Annotated in this window: 8 protein-coding genes; 1 reads left to right on the forward strand and 7 read right to left on the reverse strand. The window is 64.9% G+C overall.

Annotated elements, in window-relative coordinates; genetic code table 11:
- Positions 1 to 37: 37 nt before the first annotated feature.
- The gene (locus ACFUPX_RS23120) at positions 38 to 3022 is read right to left on the reverse strand and encodes a CARDB domain-containing protein (protein ID WP_383325627.1); all 2985 of its coding nucleotides are present in this window, start codon (positions 3020 to 3022) and stop codon (positions 38 to 40) included.
- 550 nt (positions 3023 to 3572) lie between these two features.
- Complete coding sequence (locus ACFUPX_RS23125) at positions 3573 to 4586, reverse strand: tyrosine-type recombinase/integrase (RefSeq protein ID WP_383325630.1); 1014 nt, start codon at positions 4584 to 4586, stop codon at positions 3573 to 3575.
- Positions 4587 to 5488: 902 nt separating this feature from the next.
- Here ACFUPX_RS23125 and ACFUPX_RS23130 point away from each other — a divergent pair.
- Positions 5489 to 6279 (forward strand): IS5 family transposase gene (locus ACFUPX_RS23130; RefSeq protein ID WP_383325685.1). Its coding sequence is split into 2 segments (ribosomal slippage): positions 5489 to 5825 and positions 5825 to 6279, totalling 792 coding nucleotides; the frame shifts between segments, so codons are not numbered across the junction.
- A 61-nt stretch (positions 6280 to 6340) separates the two neighbouring features.
- Here ACFUPX_RS23130 and ACFUPX_RS23135 read toward each other — a convergent pair.
- The 5 genes from ACFUPX_RS23135 to ACFUPX_RS23155 all read right to left on the reverse strand — a co-directional run bounded on the left by ACFUPX_RS23135 (position 6341) and on the right by ACFUPX_RS23155 (position 16707).
- Positions 6341 to 8485 (reverse strand): 3'-5' exonuclease, encoded by a 2145-nt coding sequence (locus ACFUPX_RS23135; RefSeq protein ID WP_041984962.1) that lies wholly within the window; start codon positions 8483 to 8485, stop codon positions 6341 to 6343.
- A gap of 17 nt (positions 8486 to 8502) precedes the next feature.
- Positions 8503 to 10110, reverse strand: coding sequence for a protein kinase (locus ACFUPX_RS23140; protein WP_383325634.1), 1608 nt, complete (start codon positions 10108 to 10110; stop codon positions 8503 to 8505).
- A gap of 116 nt (positions 10111 to 10226) precedes the next feature.
- Positions 10227 to 13439, reverse strand: a complete 3213-nt coding sequence (locus ACFUPX_RS23145) for a type I restriction endonuclease subunit R (RefSeq protein WP_383325637.1) — start codon at positions 13437 to 13439, stop codon at positions 10227 to 10229.
- The gene (locus tag ACFUPX_RS23150; RefSeq protein WP_383325640.1) at positions 13436 to 14707 is read right to left on the reverse strand and encodes a restriction endonuclease subunit S; all 1272 of its coding nucleotides are present in this window, start codon (positions 14705 to 14707) and stop codon (positions 13436 to 13438) included. Before ACFUPX_RS23150 ends, ACFUPX_RS23145 begins: the two co-directional genes overlap by 4 nt.
- Entirely contained in the window at positions 14704 to 16707 is a 2004-nt protein-coding gene (locus ACFUPX_RS23155) for an N-6 DNA methylase (RefSeq protein ID WP_383325688.1), read from the reverse strand. Before ACFUPX_RS23155 ends, ACFUPX_RS23150 begins: the two co-directional genes overlap by 4 nt.
- Positions 16708 to 16726: the final 19 nt, after the last annotated feature.

The raw sequence follows: 16726 nt of genomic DNA on the forward strand, positions 1-16726 counted from the left end.
TAAGCCCGGGAGTACACCCGGAACCGGAACCGACCGGCTACCGGTTGGTGAACGACCGGACCGACGACTCCTTGGCACCCCCTCCGTTGATCACGAACTGCGACCCGGGCTCCTTCAGGATGTCCCCGTCGCGCGAGCCGCTGATCGTCACGTCCGTGAGCGTCGCGCTGCCGCGCGCGCCGCCCATGGCGAGGATGCCGGAGCCGTTGTTGGACTTGGAGATCGTCACGTCGGAGATCTTCACGTCCGGCATGGCACCGCCACCCGTCTTGAACTGGATGCCGTCGTACGTCGAGTCATGGATGTCGGTGTCGCGGATCGTGACACCGGGGATGTCGGGACCCTGCGCGAACAGCGTGATGGCACCGAACTCCTGGTCCTCGTTCCAGAACGCGCCGCCGGTGCGGTAGAGCCCGTTGTTCGCGATCAGCGTCTGCCCGGTGAAGGGGATCGGGTCGTGGTCGGTCGCGAGCATGATGCCGGGATAGTTCATGGTGTCGTACACGAGGTTGTTCTCGATCTTGTTGCCGTAACCGCCGTACACCGCGATGCCGTTGGCCCGCCAGGGCAGCTGCACGGTGTTGTTGCGGAAGGCGTTGTCGTGGCCGACGTCCACCGACGTGTCCTTCACGTATTTACTCGCCCACACGGCGAGGGCGTCGTCACCGGTGTTGCGGAAGGAGGAGTTGAAGACGGTGGAATTGCGCGTGCCGTTGGTGAAGTTCACGCCGTCCGCGTACGTGTTGCGGATGCGCATCCCGCTGAATTCGAGTCCGTCACCGGGACCCCACAGCTCCGGGATGTTGCTGTAGTCGCGCCCGACCCAGGCCCCCACGTTGGCGTGCTCGATCCACACGTCGTTGATCTTCGTGTTCTTGCCGAAGCGCCCGTTCAGACCCACACCGCCCTCCGCGTTGCCGTCGCCGCCACGGATGGCGCCGGAGCCGAAGATGGCGATGCCGGAGATCTTGGTGTTGTCGTCGATGTCGAAGCCGAAGTTGCCCTCGTGCGGATGGTTGATGCCGCCCGCCTCGTGCGGCGGGGTCAGCGTGTAGAGCTGGGAGTGCCACATGCCGGCGCCGCGGATCGTCACGTCACGGATGCCCACCTGGTTGAACTGCCCGCGGTTCAGCGGGTCGTCGGTGAGGATCTTCTGCTCCTGGCGCCACTGTCCGGCCGGGATCCACACGCATGAGATGTCACCGTTCTGGTCGGCGGTGACGGCCCGCTGGATCGCGTTCGTGTCGTCGATGCCGTCGTTCGGGATCGCTCCGTACGTGGTGATCGACGTGCACTCGGCGGGCTTGCTCGCCGCGGGAGCCACCTGCTCCAGATCGACCAGGTCGACGATGTAGAACGCGGCGTCGTCACCGGCGTCGCGCTGGAGCTTGAACTTGGTGCCCTGCGGATACGTCTGCGTGAGCAGTGCGTGCGACTCGTCGAAGAGCCGCCGCGCGTCGCCGCCCGGGGTGTTGGTCAGACCCTCGGGCTGATCGGTGTTGCCGTACAGCCAGCTGTGCTTGGAGGACAGGCTCAGCTTCTGCACGAACTTGCCGTCCGCGTAGAGGCTGAGGGTCTTCGACTGACCACCCCCACTCGGCGCGTCGGGTATGGAGTTGCGTACGACGATGGAGTTGGCGGCACTGGTCGAGCTGAACTCCACGAACTGGCCGGTGGAGTTGAGCCGCACGGACTTGCGCCCCGAGGACTCGGACGCGTAGTTCGTGTGCCCGAAGGTGCGCACGGAGTCGGCTTCGAGCAGCGTGCCGTCGTACCGCCCGTCCTCCGCCTCGTACTCGACGTACGGCACGGCGGCCCCGCGCCCGACCACGATGGAGCGCGCGAAGACGTTGTTGTTCTCGTTGGTCTCCGTGACGGTGTTCGTGGCATCGGCGGTCGCGGTGAGCGTGGCGCCGCCACTGGTCGCCGTCCAACTGCCACCGATGCTGACGGTCGCCGTCTCCCCGGCGGCGATGGCCGGGGTGGTGCCGTTGAGGGTGTCACCACCGACGGTCAGCCGGGTCACGGACCCCGCGCCCACACCGCTGGTGCCACGGTTGTGGACCTTGGCGGCGAAGGTGACCTTCGCGCCCACGGCGGGGTTGGCCGGGCTGGAGGTGATCCCGGTGACCTCAAGATCGGGCCCAGGACTCTGCCCGACGGTCAACTTACCTTCGGCCGTACGACTGTTGTTGTCGTCGTTCTGCTCATCGACGGTGTCGCTGGGGTCGACCACCGCGGACACGGTGTAACTCCCCTGCGCACGCTTGCCGATGCCGACCTTGACGACGGCGGACTCCCCGGCGCCGAGCGCGGGCACGGCGGCGCTGCCGGCGACGGTGCCACCGAGACTGACGCTCACCGTGGTCGCACCCGAGGCCGCGCTGCCGGTGTTGCGCACGGTGGCGTTCACACTGATCGCATCACTCTCGGAGGGCTGCGCGGGCTCCCAGCCGAGATCCGAGACGACCAGGTCAGGATTGGGCGCGGGCGTCCCCATGACCTGGAACTCGGCAGCCTGCCCCGCGTACCCGGAGCTGTTGGAGAAGATCTTCAGCTGAACGTCGGCGTACCGTCCACTGACCGGAATGGTCACGGAGTTGCGATTCCCCGAAGGACTGAAGCTGTAATCGGCCCGCGCCTTCAGCGACTTGAACCCACTCGCGGACTGCTCACGCCCGAGCACCTCGATGCCCTGCGTACGAGCCGACCAGGCGGCGTCGGGATTGAGCTTGACGACGACGGACGAGAGATCGGCGTTGGCACCGAGCTTCACGGTCAGCGTCGACGGATTACTGCCCGCTTCCCAGTAGGTGTTGGTGCTGTTGTCGTTGGCGTTGGTGGCGAAGTAGTTCTGCGTCGACGAGGACGCCTCGATCGGCTTGTTGAGAGCGAGGTTCACGGGCTCGGCGGCGGGCCGCGCGGCAGCGGCCCCGACCCCGACGGGCACAAGCCCGACGGCTATCAGCCCAGCACCGATCACAGCGGTGATCAGCCGCCGGCTGCGTTGCTTCCATCTCATGGCGTCCTCTGTTCCACGGGGGGGGGCGGTGCCGCGGTGCGCCTAGCCGACGCAGCGCGGAGAGGGAGGAGCAAGGGGGATCTATGCGTGCGGAATTTACTGTGTACAGTCAACTTCTTGCGTCCGCAGGAGCATAGATTTGCCCCCCACCCCAGGAATGTCAACGCTTCGCACACGCCACTCAACTCTGCGGCACACCAGGGCAGTTCAGTCGCCTCCGCCACCACGGAAGCAACCGAGCAGACCAGCAGGGCACCGCACCCCGCTGACGAGCGCCATCACCCCCCGCCGCTCCAGCAAAGTTCTTGCTCGATTTCATCGAGATCTTGCGAGCACGTCGGCGCGAAGCGAGCACGCAGAAGGGGCCGGACTCCACCAGAGCCCGACCCCTTGCACCCCGCACGCCCGCCGGTGCATCACCTGGCGCGCAGCGGTGGAACGACTACACGTTGAAGCGGAATCTGTAGTACAGAGCTCCTACCTGCAGAAACGTTCCTTCAAGTGATCATATCCAGCACCGATCCAGCACCGTCGAAGTTCATCCAGCACATCAGGCGGTGGAGTCGCACTCCGAAGAGCCGCGAGATGCCGGGCGCATGGCGTCCTGCAAGACCTCCCGGCAGCGATGCCAGGCGCGGGGTACGAGGTGCCCGTAGATGTCGATCGTGGTCTTGACCGACCGGTGGCCCAACCAGCGCGAGACCTCGTGGATCGGAACACCGTTGGCCAAGGCAGTCGAGGCGAAGAAGTGTCGCAGGCTATGCGGCGTGTATTTCGCCGTGCCGTCCACATCGACCAGGTCGGCCGACGCGCACGCCTTCTTGAAGTGGTAGCCGTAGGTGGAGGCGGTCGGCATCACGCCCTTGCCACGCTGACGCGGCGCGAAGAAGACCTCAAGGCGCCGCCGCTTACCCTTCCGTCCGATGAAAGCCACGGGCACCGGCCTCCACCTCGCGAGGTGAGTGTCGATCTCCTGCTCGACGAAGGGGGCAGCCGGAACGTCGCGGTACTCGCCCTCCATCCGGTTCTTGAGGGGCGCGAAGGCCGTGCGGCAGTCTGCCCGGTGGGCCTTGGCGCTGACCTGCCAACGGATTCTGAGAAAGCCGGGCCGCCGACACTCGACGGAAAAGGCCAGGGCCTCGCTCGGACGCTGGCCGGTGCCAGCCTGCAGGTAGACGGCAAGCCGGTACTGCGGCGCGATGTGCTCCGCAATGAGGTCGACCTCGGCCGGCGTCGGGATCTCATCCTCGTCCACCGCCAGCGCATCTCTCCGGGATACCCGGATGCCCCGTGCAGGGTTTTCCGGGATGCGCTTGTCGACGACGGCCGCCTCCAACACGGCAGCCACCATCACCATGCGGTCATTAACCGTAGAGGCCGCCAGCCTCGCCCCGCCTCCATGAATGTCCTTGGCGAACTTCTCAAAGTCCCGCCGCGCAAGTCCGGTAAGGGGCTTGCTCCCCAAGCGCGGCACGAGATAGTTGTGGATAAAACCTTCATAGTTGCGACGGGTCGACTCACCGACGACCCGTCGCTCGAGCCAATCCTGAGCCCAAAACTGCAAAGGCAGGGCACCGCGCGCAGGGTCTACGGAGGCACGCGCCTTATTGGCGTCCTCAACGCCAGCGGCAAAGGCGTCCGCACCGTCCAGGCCGACCCTCCGCGGAAACGACTTCTCTCGCTGTCTCCCACATCTACCGCCCGGCTCCCGGTACCGAACCGTCCACCCGTGGCCACATTTGGGACGATTGCAGGGATGATTTCGATCTCGGACATCCCGCTTGCATCTCTGAAAGACGATCGCCACCCAGCACCCCGATCAGTCTGACTCTCCGACCTGAAGCGTTGCCATCACTTCGTAACTAGACAAGATGTATGACACTAAACCGCCCCTTTCAGCGAACGTGACGCTTCAAACGCAGACGAAGCAACCACCGCGCTCTCGGGGTCGTGTTTCCACGCCGATGGGCGCGGCTTTCTGTGCACCCGGATACAGATAACGCTGCCCGCCACACAGCCACCGAGGCTACGAGGAGCTGCGCTGCCCCATACCCATCAACGAGGCACAGAATGTCGCCACCGGATCGGTAACGCCCATCGTCACGATCACGAAGGCTCTCACGGCCGCGATCACGAGTCCCTCCACCTCACCTACGCAGGCACGAAGCATGCTCGACGCGACTCCCGCCTCGTCCGGGACTTCCCCTGCGGCTAAGGGCTGTCCCGCAATCCCCGGCGGGCGCACGACGACAGCTACGGCACCTCGCCGCGTTGCCGGAATGCCCGAATGCATCCAGTGTGCAAGCATCCCTCCGCCTGGCGAGGCACCGCACCTGACGCCGCGCGCTGATCCATCAGGGATTACGGGACAGCCCTTAGAGGTCCTAACAGAAGCGGGTCGTGGTGTGACTATCGGCCTGGTTGGTCGTTGGTCTGGTCGTGGGCAAGTGGGAGTCTCGTCCGTGCATCGTTTCGGACGAACTGTGGTCTCTGATCGAGCCGTTGCTGCCGGTTCCGGGACCGAAGCTGAAGCCGGGCCGGCCGCGTGTGCCGGACCGGCAAGCGTTGTGCGGGATCCTCTTCGTGCTGCATACCGGCATCCAGTGGGAGTACCTCCCGCAAGAAATGGGCTTCGGCTCGGGCATGACCTGCTGGCGCCGGCTCGAAGCCTGGAACCAGGCATGTGTCTGGGATCAGCTCCACGTACTCCTGCTCGCGAAACTGCGGGCGGCCAGGCAGATCGACTGGTCGAGGGCGGTGATCGACTCCAGTCACGTCCGGGCCGCTCGAAGGGGCCCCAAAGCGGGCCCAGCCCGGTCGACCGCGCCAGACCGGGCAGCAAGCACCACGTCCTCGTCGACGGCCAGGGCATCCCGCTCGCCGTCTCACTGACCGGCGGCAACCGCAACGACGTCACCCAGCTGATCCCGCTCCTGAAGAAGACCCCCTCAGTGCCGGGCCTGGTCGGACGGCCGCGAAAACGGCCCGACACCCTGCTGGGGGACCGTGGCTACGACCACGACAAGTACCGCCGCCTGGCCTGGGCGATGGGCATCAAGCCGGTGATCGCCCAACGCGGCGTGCCCCACGGGTCCGGACTTGGTGTGCACCGCTGGGTCGTCGAGCGCACGATCGCCTGGCTCCACGGGTTCCGCCGATTACGCATCCGCTGGGAACGACGCGACGACATCCACGAAGCCTTCCTCGGCCTAGCCACCTGCCTCATCACCCACCGCCACGTCCAACGCCTTTGTTAGGACCTCTTAGGCGCAGGCTCTAGACTCGACCCGGATTGCCAGTGCGACGCGCACGAGGCTCTTATGCCGCTCCCACTTCAGCGAGAAAGCGACTCGCTGGACCGCTCCACGACACGTGCAGTCGGTCGCGTGCGCGCGTACAGGCGACGAAGAGCAGACAACGCTCCGCTGTCAGATCCGTGTGGTGCTGAATGGGGTCGAGTTCCATTGGGGTGATGGCTCCTGGGTACGGAACCGTCCCTTCACGCACCCCAACGACCGCCACGCACCTGAACTCCAGCCCTTTGAGGGAATGCATGGTTGCGACCCTGACGCCCTCAGCGTCGGCGCTTCCGTCTTGCCGTAGCCGGACCGCGGGGATTCCCTCGTCCCGCAACCGCTGCGCCACGCGATACACGATCTTGTTGAACCGGGCAGCCACCGCAATGTCAGAGAGCTCGACCCCACTGCCAGCCCACTCTCGGATGCGCACCACCAGCTCGGCCAGTTCCGCATCCGGGTCATCCGTGGCACACACGGTCGGCCGGGCGCCGCGGAGCGAGGACCGGAATCCTGCCAGTGTGTCCGCACCCCCGTTCTCCAGCTGCTCCACAGGCCGACCGTCCAGCAACGCCACCGCCCAAACGAGAATTTCCTGCGTGCTGCGGTAATTCCTGTGCAGCCGGGTGGAACGGCCGGTCACGGCGATCCCCAGCGATCTCAGAGACACCTTCGTGTCGTAGATGCGCTGATGCGGGTCGCCGGCAATGAACAAGTCGTCAGGGCGAGGGGGTACCACCGCCCGCAGCAGCCTCCACTGGGCGGGGTGGAGGTCCTGTGCCTCGTCAACGACAACATGCCGGTAGAGCGCTACGCCGGATGCGGTGACCCGCAACGCCGCTTCATCGCACACACCAAGATGCGTACGCACGGAGCGCTTGTCGAGCGCAGCCTGGAACGCCTCCACCGCCTGCCAGACCTCGTGCCGTCGAGCGGAGGCGAGTCGGGAGCCCCGACCGCTTCTGGACGCCTCACGGTAGGCGTCGAGCGAGCGCAGGCCCTGCGCCAAGATGACGTGCTTGTACTCCTGGGCCAGGAACTGGCCGTTCCAGGGCAGACCCAGCTGCTCGCCGATCTCTTCCCAGAGAGCCGCCTCCTGCACCCCGTCGAGGTAAGCACGCCGGACGGTGTCATGTGGTTCAACGATTTCTCGTGCCAGGGCGTTGACTGTCGACACGTCCACCCGGCCGCGCAGCTCCTCGTCCTCGATCAGCAGGGCCAGCCCCTCGCGAAGAGCCGACGTGAGCGTCCCGGTGTACGTGGTGAGCAGGATGCGCTCGCCGGCCCGTAGATGCCCCAAGAGGTGCTTGACTCGATGGAGCGCCACCACAGTCTTTCCCGTGCCCGGTCCGCCAGTCACTTGGGCAGGTCCCGAGTAGCTGGGCCGGTACGCCATATACCGCTGAGACGGGTGCAGGAAGATCCTCCACGCGGCGAACGGCTTGTCGAGGATGTCGGACAGTTCTCCCGGGCCAGTCACCAGGGCAATGCGCGACGGAGTATTACGCATCGCACCGGCCAGGTCTGTACGGTCCACCGTAAGCGCGCCGTTTCGGGCGCGGAAGGCGACCAGCTCACCCCATACCGTCTGCACGCTCAGTCCCTCTGCGAGGAACTGCAGCACCTGCCACTGGTCCTCCGGCATCAACGGAGCGAATGCATCGAGCTGCTCCTTGGAGGTCAGGGAACGAGCCGCGCGCAGCACGTCATCCTCAATACCCAGCCCACGAAGATCCCCGTCCGTGTGACGGACGAAGAGAGGTTCCACCACCGCGGCGGCCGCCTCCGCCTCCCATTCCGGCACCAGCTGCTCCACGGTGACGACGTCACGGATCTCTAGCCCATGGGTGACCGCGTTAACGCTCGGTACCTGCTTGGCCGCCCACGTGTAGGCGTCGTCGTGCGCCATTACACGCAGCAACAGAAAGTCCTCGCCGGCACCCGGAGCCAGCACGACTCCCCGATAGAACCTGTCAATACGGCAGGTATAGATATGCTTGTCCCTGGCCCCCTTGGGCTGCTTGAAATCCAGTCCGGCGTCCGACCAGAGCTGTTTGAGCGTGAGCTGCTGGAACTTGAGAGCCGTCTTCACAGCCCCAGACCGCGCCTTGGAGTCGAGCTTCCCGAACTCGTCGAGGAAACGCACCGACAGAGCCAGCTGTGCCATGGGGGAAGCTCCTTCGGTCAGTTTCTGCGTGTGCCGGCCCGGCCGGAGCCGGTGGTACGCGAGGTGCGAAGCCGGATGCGTACAAGCGCATCCCGTACCTGGGCGGTCTCCGGTGCGTCCGGCCCGTACTCGGCCATCAGGTCCCGGTACAGCGGCATTAGCACCTCGACCGCCTCGCGCAGCCGGTCGACCGCCTGAAGCAGCAGGCCGACATGCCTGCGTACCTCAAGGACGTCCATATCGCTGTCCGGCAGCCCCTGCCTCATCTGTCCCAGTACGGCCTCGAACTCGGCCAGCGCGCCTTCGCTGTCGCCGAGCTCCATCCGGCAGAAGGCGGCCTGCCTGCGGCAGTAAAGGGCGTCCTCGCCACGGGCGGGACCTGCGGCCTCCAGTACCTCAACGAGCGCCTCGTACTCCGGCAGCGCTCGCCCGTAGTCATCGTCGCAGAAGAGCGCGAGCGCGTGGACAAGACGGAGGCCGACCATCAGCGGTTCGGAAGCGCTACGGACCGCAGCAGCGCGGGCCAAGACGTCCTCCAGCATTCCGGATGCCTGGGAGAACCGCTCTTCCTCCACGAGCGCCGCTGCGTGACCGCGGGCCTGCTGCAGTTCCTCATCCGGTACGGCAGGGGCGGCCGGCCGCATTGGCGAATCCACAGCGGTCGGCGTGTACACGGCCTTCTCGGCCGGGCGGGGACGGGGCGCGAGCGGACGGCGGTATGGGCTCGTGGGGTCAGTAACTCCCTGCCCTCGCTGCTCGGTAGTCCGCTCGGGGTCAGGTGCGGGGAGAAAAGGCACCAGACGGTCATAGACATCCTGGGCTGATTCAGGCCGCTGATGGGGCACCTTGGCCAGCAGATCCAGGACCAGCCGCTCCAGCGCCGGGTCCACCTCGGCGCGCAGCCCGCACAGCGGGGCCGGCGCCCTGTACATGTGGTCCTCCATCAGCTGGAACTCCGCCTCGGCCGTGAACGGCGGCTTCCCGGCGAGCAGTTCATGAAGGATGCAGCCCAGCGCATAGAGATCGCTACGCGGGCTGACTGCCGCCGCCTGGATCTGCTCGGGTGACATGTAGCGGCGGGTACCGATGATGTGCCCGGTGGAAGTCAGCTTGGTGACATCGGTTCCGAGAACCGCGGCGACTCCGAAGTCGAGAACCTTCACGGTGCCGTCCCCGGCGACCATGATGTTGTCCGGCTTCAGGTCGCGATGGACGACGGGCACGGCGTGCGCGTACGAGAGCACCGAGCAGACCTGCGCGGCAACGGAGACCGCCCAGGGGACCGGCAGCACACCGGGCCTGGCGAGGATGTCGGTGAGCAGCGCGCCACGCACCAGCTGCATCACCATGTAGACGCCGTCCGCCGCCCGGTCGAGCACCGCGTCATGGACCGCGGGCACCCCTGGGTGGTCGAACTTGGCTGTGACCCGGGCTTCCCGCTTGAAGCGCTCGGCCAGCTCTTCCGCGTCCGGGCCCGGCGTGGTCAGGTCCCGGCGGATAAGTTTGACCGCTACATCCCGGTTCAGGATGGGGTCGTAGCCGAGCCAGACCTGTCCCATACCCCCGGTACTGATCCTGGTCCGCAGTTCATAGCGTTCGGCGATGACTCGTACTTCTGGCGCCACCTGTGGTGTCCTCCCCGTGCCCCGTGATCATGTGTGCCCAGTGTGGCGCGTGTCGCCATAAACCGTCCACGGTTACGGGGAGTTGCCGCGGACGGTCCGCGCTGGCCGCGGTGGTTTCAGGCCGCGTCGTCCATGCCCAGCTCGCGGCGCAGCATGCGGAAGGCGTGCCGCCGCAGGTCGCGCTTGATCGACTCTCGGTGATCCCGGTCGTCGTGGAAGTAGTGGTCTCCCAACTCGCGTACGGAGTCGATGTGCTTCATCATCTCGGCGTCCAGTACCGGGTCGATGACGTGCTTGAATCCGTCCTCGTCGTCCTGCGAGGCGGATCGCCGCACCTTCTCGTCGGCCATCACCGCACGCAGCGGCACGATGAAGTCCTCCTCCGTGAAATCGGTACCGAACCGCTCGTTGAACCGGTCGATCACCTCGGCCAGCGGCGACTTGTCGGGCTCCGCGGCACCACCCCCACCACTGCCGAAGCCCTTCAGTTCGACGGCGCCCTCGGCAGTCAGGCTCACGTCGACCTCCCCGACCTTCTCCAGGCGCACGGCCTCGAGCCGGGTTTCCCCGATGTCCACCCCGCCCCCCTCGCGCGGGGGCAGCCTGCGCAGCAGATGCTGCCCGAAGAGGTGCAGGCGCTCCAGATCGATGTCGATGTACGGCACGATCTGTGCGAGGAAGCTGTACTTGCGCACATAGTCGGCGAGGTCGGCCCGGAACTGCTCGGCGCTGTTGTGCTCGGCTGGCACTTCGCTGTCCCTGATCGCGATGAACCTGTCGCGGGCGGGGTCGGTGTGCCGGTAGAGCTCCGCGTGCAACTTCTCCCAGCGGGTATCGTCCCCGGCCGCCGCGTCCTGCGCCCTGAGGTACGCGGCCACGAACGACTGCATCTCGTCGACGAGCAGGATCGGCGGATCCATGACCTGATGCTGCGCGTCGTAGACCAGGTTGGGGTCGGTGGGCATGGTCTGAGCTTCTTCGAAGAACGGCCGGAACTCGTTCTGGATAACATGCGGGTCGTTCGCGAAGTCCAGAACGCACAGATCCTGCTGGCCCTTGAAAGGATGCGTGCGGTTGAGGCGGGAGAGCGTCTGCACAGCGGCGACGCCCTTCAGCTTCTTGTCGACGTACATGGTGGTCAACAGCGGCTGGTCGAAGCCCGTCTGATATTTGTCCGCGACCACCAGGATCCGGTACTCGCGCCTGCTCCTGGCTGACGTGCTCTTCTGGTCGTCGGCCGCGGTGTACGCGAACCTCTTGCGCAGCTCGCCCTCCGAGAAGCCGTTGAGCTTCGCCTCGGTGACCTCCTCCTCTCCCTCCTTGACAGAACCGGAGAAGGCGACCAGTACTCCGGGGTCCGGATAGCCGTTGTCGTCGAAGTACTTGACGACCTGCCGGTACAGCTGGAGCGCGCCGTACCGTGAACGGCACACCACCATGGCCTTGGCCCGCCCTCCCAGCCGTCTGCGGGTGTGGGCCATGAAGTGCTCCGCGATCACCCTGGCCCGCTGTACGGCGGTCGTGGTGTGGCTGTGTGCGGTCAGGGCGAGCAGCGCGTTGGCCTTCTTCTTGTCGACCTCGCGGTCCGCCTCATGCGGATCCTCGTTGACCATCTGCCAGTACGTCTCGTACCTCACGTACTGGCACAGCGGATCGAGGATGAACTTCTCTTCGATCGCCTGCCGCATGGAATAGGTGTGGAAGGGCTCATAAAGGCCGGTGAGCGGGCTCTTGGTGCCGAAGAGCTTCAGCGTCTTGTGCTTGGGGGTGGCGGTGAAGGCGAAGTAGGAGAGGTTCGCGCTCTGGCCACGGGCGCGGGCGGACGCGGCGAGACGCTCGTCGGTGGTGGGCTCCGACACTTCCGCCTCGGCCTCCGTAGCTCCGGTCTCTTCGTCGTCGGCGTCGAGGCCGAGATCGCGCAGGGCCTTCTTGACGTCGGTGGCGGCTTCGCCTGACTGAGAAGAGTGCGCTTCGTCGACGATGATCGCGAAGCGGCTGCCGCGTATCTCGACGGGCGACTTGCGCAGGTAGGCGAGTAGCGCTGGGAAGGTCTGGAGGGTGACGATGAGGATCTTCGCCGTCTCCTGCGCGAGCGCATCCGCCAGCTGCGACGACTTCGAGCCGCCCTTGCCGCCGATGCCGAGGACCAGGCCATTGGTCTGCTGGAAGTCACCTATGGTTTCCTGCAGCTGATCGTCCAGGACCGTGCGGTCCGTGATCACCAGCACCTTGTCGAAAACCGACTCGTGGCCTGCGTCGTGCAGGTCGGAGAGCCGGTGGGCGAGCCAGGCGATGGTGTTCGACTTGCCGGACCCCGCGGAGTGCATGACCAGGTAGTTGTGCCCCGCCCCGTGCTGTGCGGCGTGTGCAGTCAACTCCCTTACAGCGTGCCACTGGTGGAAGCGCGGAAAGATCAGTTTCTTAACGGTGCTGCCGTCTTCCTTCTTCTCCGTGCTCTGGTGAACGTACCGCTCCAGCAGATCCAGCCAGGTGTCCGGGTGCCAAATCTGTTCCCAGAGGTACGAGGTCCGATACGTTCCGGTGGGCGCTGCGTCGGGGATCGGCGGGTTTCCGGCACCGCCACGGTTTCCGGGGCCGTCGGAACCGGTGTTGAAGGGCAGAAAGACGGTGTCCCTGCCCTTTACCTGGGTGGTGAGGAACACAGCGTCCGGATCGACCGCGAAGTGCGCGATCGCGCGCTTCGCGAAGAGCGGTTCCCTGTGGTCCCGGGTGGTCCGGTACTGGTGCATGGCCTCGGCGGTACCGGTGCCGGTGAACGGGTTCTTCAACTCTGCGGTGGCGACGGGGATGCCGTTGACGAAGAGGGTGAGGTCGGGCTTGTTGCCCTCGTCCTTGCTGGTCGCGTCGTCTTGCGCACGGCGGGTGGCGTAGACGAGATCACGGACGACGGTGAGCCGGTTCTTGCTGTACGAGGTGAGGGCGCTGGGGTCGATCGTCTGTGACGGCTTGAAGTAGGCGAGGTCGAAGTGGATGCCATGTGCCTTGACCCCTTGGCGGAGGGTCTGGAGGGTACCCCGCTTGTCGATCCACTTGGCGAGGTGCTCGGCGAACGCGCGCTGGGCGGTGTCGAGGTCGTTGTCGTAGTAGCCGGCGTAGCTCAGCCATGCCTTGTTCTGGGTGGCCCCGATGAACGCGAAGACCTGTGCGGTGTCGAGGGCGAGGTCGCAGCGGTAGTCGGAGCTGAGGCCCATCTCCCAGCCGTGGGCGAGGAGCTTCTCAGTGATCGCGACGCGGAACGCCTCTTCGTGGTGGACCTTGTACTGGGGTCCCTTCGGGCCTTTGTTGCTGAACGGATTGCTGTGAATCACGGAACTTGCACCCCCCGTGCGGTTGTTACGTCAATTTGGCCGGTCACTGCGGCGGTGATCAGGGCGCGGCGGCGCTCGGCGAGCAGACGGATTTGCTTCTCGTAACAAGCAGCCAGTTCGTCGTGATGCTTAGCCACCTCTTCCACCTCTTCGGCCAGTCGCCGCTGCTCGTGAGCGTCTGTCGGCCACCGGAGCTTGAAGTTCGCTAGATCTTCCATACCCAGCGTCGGCTGTGCTGTGTCACTGCCCGTCGCGTCGAGGGCTTGACGCATGAAGTCAGCGGTCTCGATCCAGCGGATGAACAAGCCTGGATCCACGTCATGCCGCACCCGCAGCGAAGCGACCGCACGCGCGACATTGGCTCCTTCCAACTCGGCTGGTGCCAATGCGGCGCGGCCTAGAGTTCCGACAACGCTGAGCAGAATGTCGTTCGGCTGGACACGAGTACGGGCGTACTGCCGCGACAGAGCCTCAGGGATTCGCACAAGATTCGCTGCTCGGCCCTGCAAGTCCAGCAAGTCATTGACACGCACGAAGGGCACCCCAGCGTCTGCGAATTCCGGAACCAGGACTCCATAACGCGGTTTGTTACGCATGAGGTACTTCAAACGGGTCGGCGCAGACGAGGCAGCCTGACCAAATACCTTCGCCAAGGCTCCCGCGCGACGCACGTGGAGCAGAGAACTCTGTTGATTACGCCTGACGCCCACAACTGCATCAATACGAGCGACCTCTGAATCAAGGAACCCGGAGATCCTGCGCTGTTCCTCAGTCGGCGGAAGGGGTACTGGTGCATCGCCGAGTCGATCACGATTCAACTCGATCTGATTCGTTGCGCCCACTACTAGTGCCGCATAGATGTATTCCTGAAATGGAATCGATGAAAGCCAATAGTACAGAAATCGGGAGTCAATTTCGGGCGGGATCGCCCGCGCCACGGTCACATGAGTGTCTGCCATGCAGGGAACCTCATCCGGCCCCCCTTGGAAGTATCCGATTCGCCCCAGAGTGCCGGTCCCGGTTGAATTGATGAGGATATCTTCCGGCAGCAAGTAGCCCTTAAGTCTGCGGGGATTTCCAGTTGCATCGTGAAACCGAGTCCGAGCCCAGTCCAATCCCCCAGGCTGATTAGCCGCCTGGCTGATTGCACGCACGGGGCCATCGTCAACGTAGTCCGGAGCAGATCCCCGGTTCAGCAGGGACGTGACGCGTTTCAGACGGGAAGTAGTCCAGTTCCCCGGCAGCGCAGTTCCAAGCACTTCGGTCACTTCGTCACCTCCCCGAGCAGCCGCTGAATCTCGGCCTCCAGCGACCTCAACTCCGCGTCAATCTCCTCCAACGGCCTCGGCGGCTCATGCACGTAGAACTGCCGCGTGAACGGGATCTCGTATCCGATCTTCGTCTTCGTGTGGTCCACCCACGCGTCCGGCACGTGCTCCAACACCTCGCGCTTCATATACGCGTCGATGTCCTCTTCCAGCGGCACGTTCTCGTTGTCACGAAGGTCGGGGTCCGGTTCCGGGTGCGGGTCGCTCTTTTTGACGTACTGTTCCTCGCCCTTGGGGTCGCGCACCCCCACCACATCCCGTAGCGCCTTCTGGAAGGGTTTGCCCGTCGGCATCATCAGGCCCGTCGGCACCATCGCCTGACGAATCGCGTCCCACGCCTCCGCCTTTGTCGCCCATCGCTCACCCACCAGCGACTTCAGCGCATCCGCGAACGCCCCTGCATCCACCGCCTTATCGATTGCAGCGGAAGCCCGGAGCGCAGTTAGCGTCTCCTCCGTGACCTCGAAGCGCAGCTTCAACGGCCGCTCCACGGTGATCCGCTGGTAACCGAACTCCTTCGTTTCAAAGATCTTCGCTTTCTCCGGAAGCGACTGTTCTTCGTCGGCCGCGGCAGCCACCGCCTGCATGTACATGTCCGTCACCGCGGCAATCTGAGCATCGGAGATGACCTTGCGCTTGTCCCCGAGCGACTTCCGCATCTTCGTCCACTGGCCTCGCGCGTCCAGCAGGATGACCTTGTCCTTGAGGCTCCGGTGCTTCCTGTTCGACAGGATCCAGAAGTAGGTGAAGATTCCGGTGTTGTAGAAGAGCTGGTCCGGCAGAGCCACAATGGCCTCCAGCAGGTCCTCTTCCTCCAGGATCCACCGCCGGATGTCGGACTCGCCGGAGCCCGCCCCACCGCTGAACAACGGCGACCCGTTGAAGACAATCGCGATACGGCTTCCGCCCTCGAAGCCGCCCTTCCCGTCGGGATGCGCCGGCTTCATCTTCGAGATCATGTGCTGGAGGAAGAGGAAGGAACCGTCACTGATCCTCGGCAGCCCCGCGTGGAAACGATCCCCGTTTCTAGCGAACCGCTCCACATCCTGCTTGACCTTCTTCCACTCCACTCCGAAGGGCGGGTTCGCGACCAAATAGTCGAACTTCTGCTCCTTGTGGCCATCCTGGGTGAAGGAGTTCCCGTACTTGATGTTGTCCGGTTCCTGCTCCTTGATCAGCAGGTCAGACTGGCAGATGGCGTGTGACTCAGGGTTCAGTTCCTGCCCGTACAGCCCGACTGTCGTATGCGGGGCCTTGCGCTTGATGTGGTCCTCGGTCTCGCTGAGGATGCCGCCCGTCCCGCAGGCCGGGTCGAGAACCGTCCGCGTCTTGCCCGCACCTAGCGTCCCCTCGTCCGGGGCCAGCAGCAAGTTCACCATCAACCGGACTACCTCGCGGGGCGTGAAGTGCTCACCGGCGGGGTTGTCTTCGGAGAACTTCCGGATGAGCTCCTCGAAGATGTAGCCCATCTGGTGGTTGTCGATGCCGTCCTTGTCATCCGGCCCCTTCGGCAGCCGCAGATCGATCTTGGCGAATTCGCCGACGACCTGATACAGCAGTCCCTTCTCCTGAAGATCGGAGATGTGCTGCTCGAAGTTGTACCGGTCGAGGATCTCCCGGGCGTTCTCCGAGAAGGCGCTGTAGTACGACTTCAGTAGCGCCTTCGCCTGTGAATGGTCCCGGCCGATGCGCTTGAAGGTGAGCTCACTGGTGTTGTAGAACCCGTGCCCGGCGACCTCACGGAGCTTCATCTCCCGGTAGGCCAGCGGTCGCCCCCGCACTTCCATCTCCGCAACTTCCGCGAGCACTTCGGCCTTCGTCGGCTCCAGCACACTGTCAAGTCGCCGCAGCACGGTGAACGGAAGAATGATCTTCCCGTAGTCATGCGCCCGGAAGTCGCCGCGCAACAAGTCGGCAACCTTCCAGATGAAGTTGATCATCTCCGAGTGCCTGCTGTGG

It is taken from the genome of Streptomyces sp. NPDC057302 (assembly GCF_042667685.1).
Taxonomy (GTDB): Bacteria; Actinomycetota; Actinomycetes; order Streptomycetales; family Streptomycetaceae; genus Streptomyces.

Excerpts from the sequence above, each read along its gene's own strand:
- ACFUPX_RS23120 (WP_383325627.1), bottom strand. The coding sequence starts at position 3,022 with ATGAGATGGAAGCAACGCAGCCGGCGGCTGATCACCGCTGTGATCGGT.
- ACFUPX_RS23135 (WP_041984962.1), bottom strand. The coding sequence starts at position 8,485 with ATGGCACAGCTGGCTCTGTCGGTGCGTTTCCTCGACGAGTTCGGGAAG.
- ACFUPX_RS23155 (WP_383325688.1), bottom strand. The coding sequence starts at position 16,707 with ATGATCAACTTCATCTGGAAGGTTGCCGACTTGTTGCGCGGCGACTTC.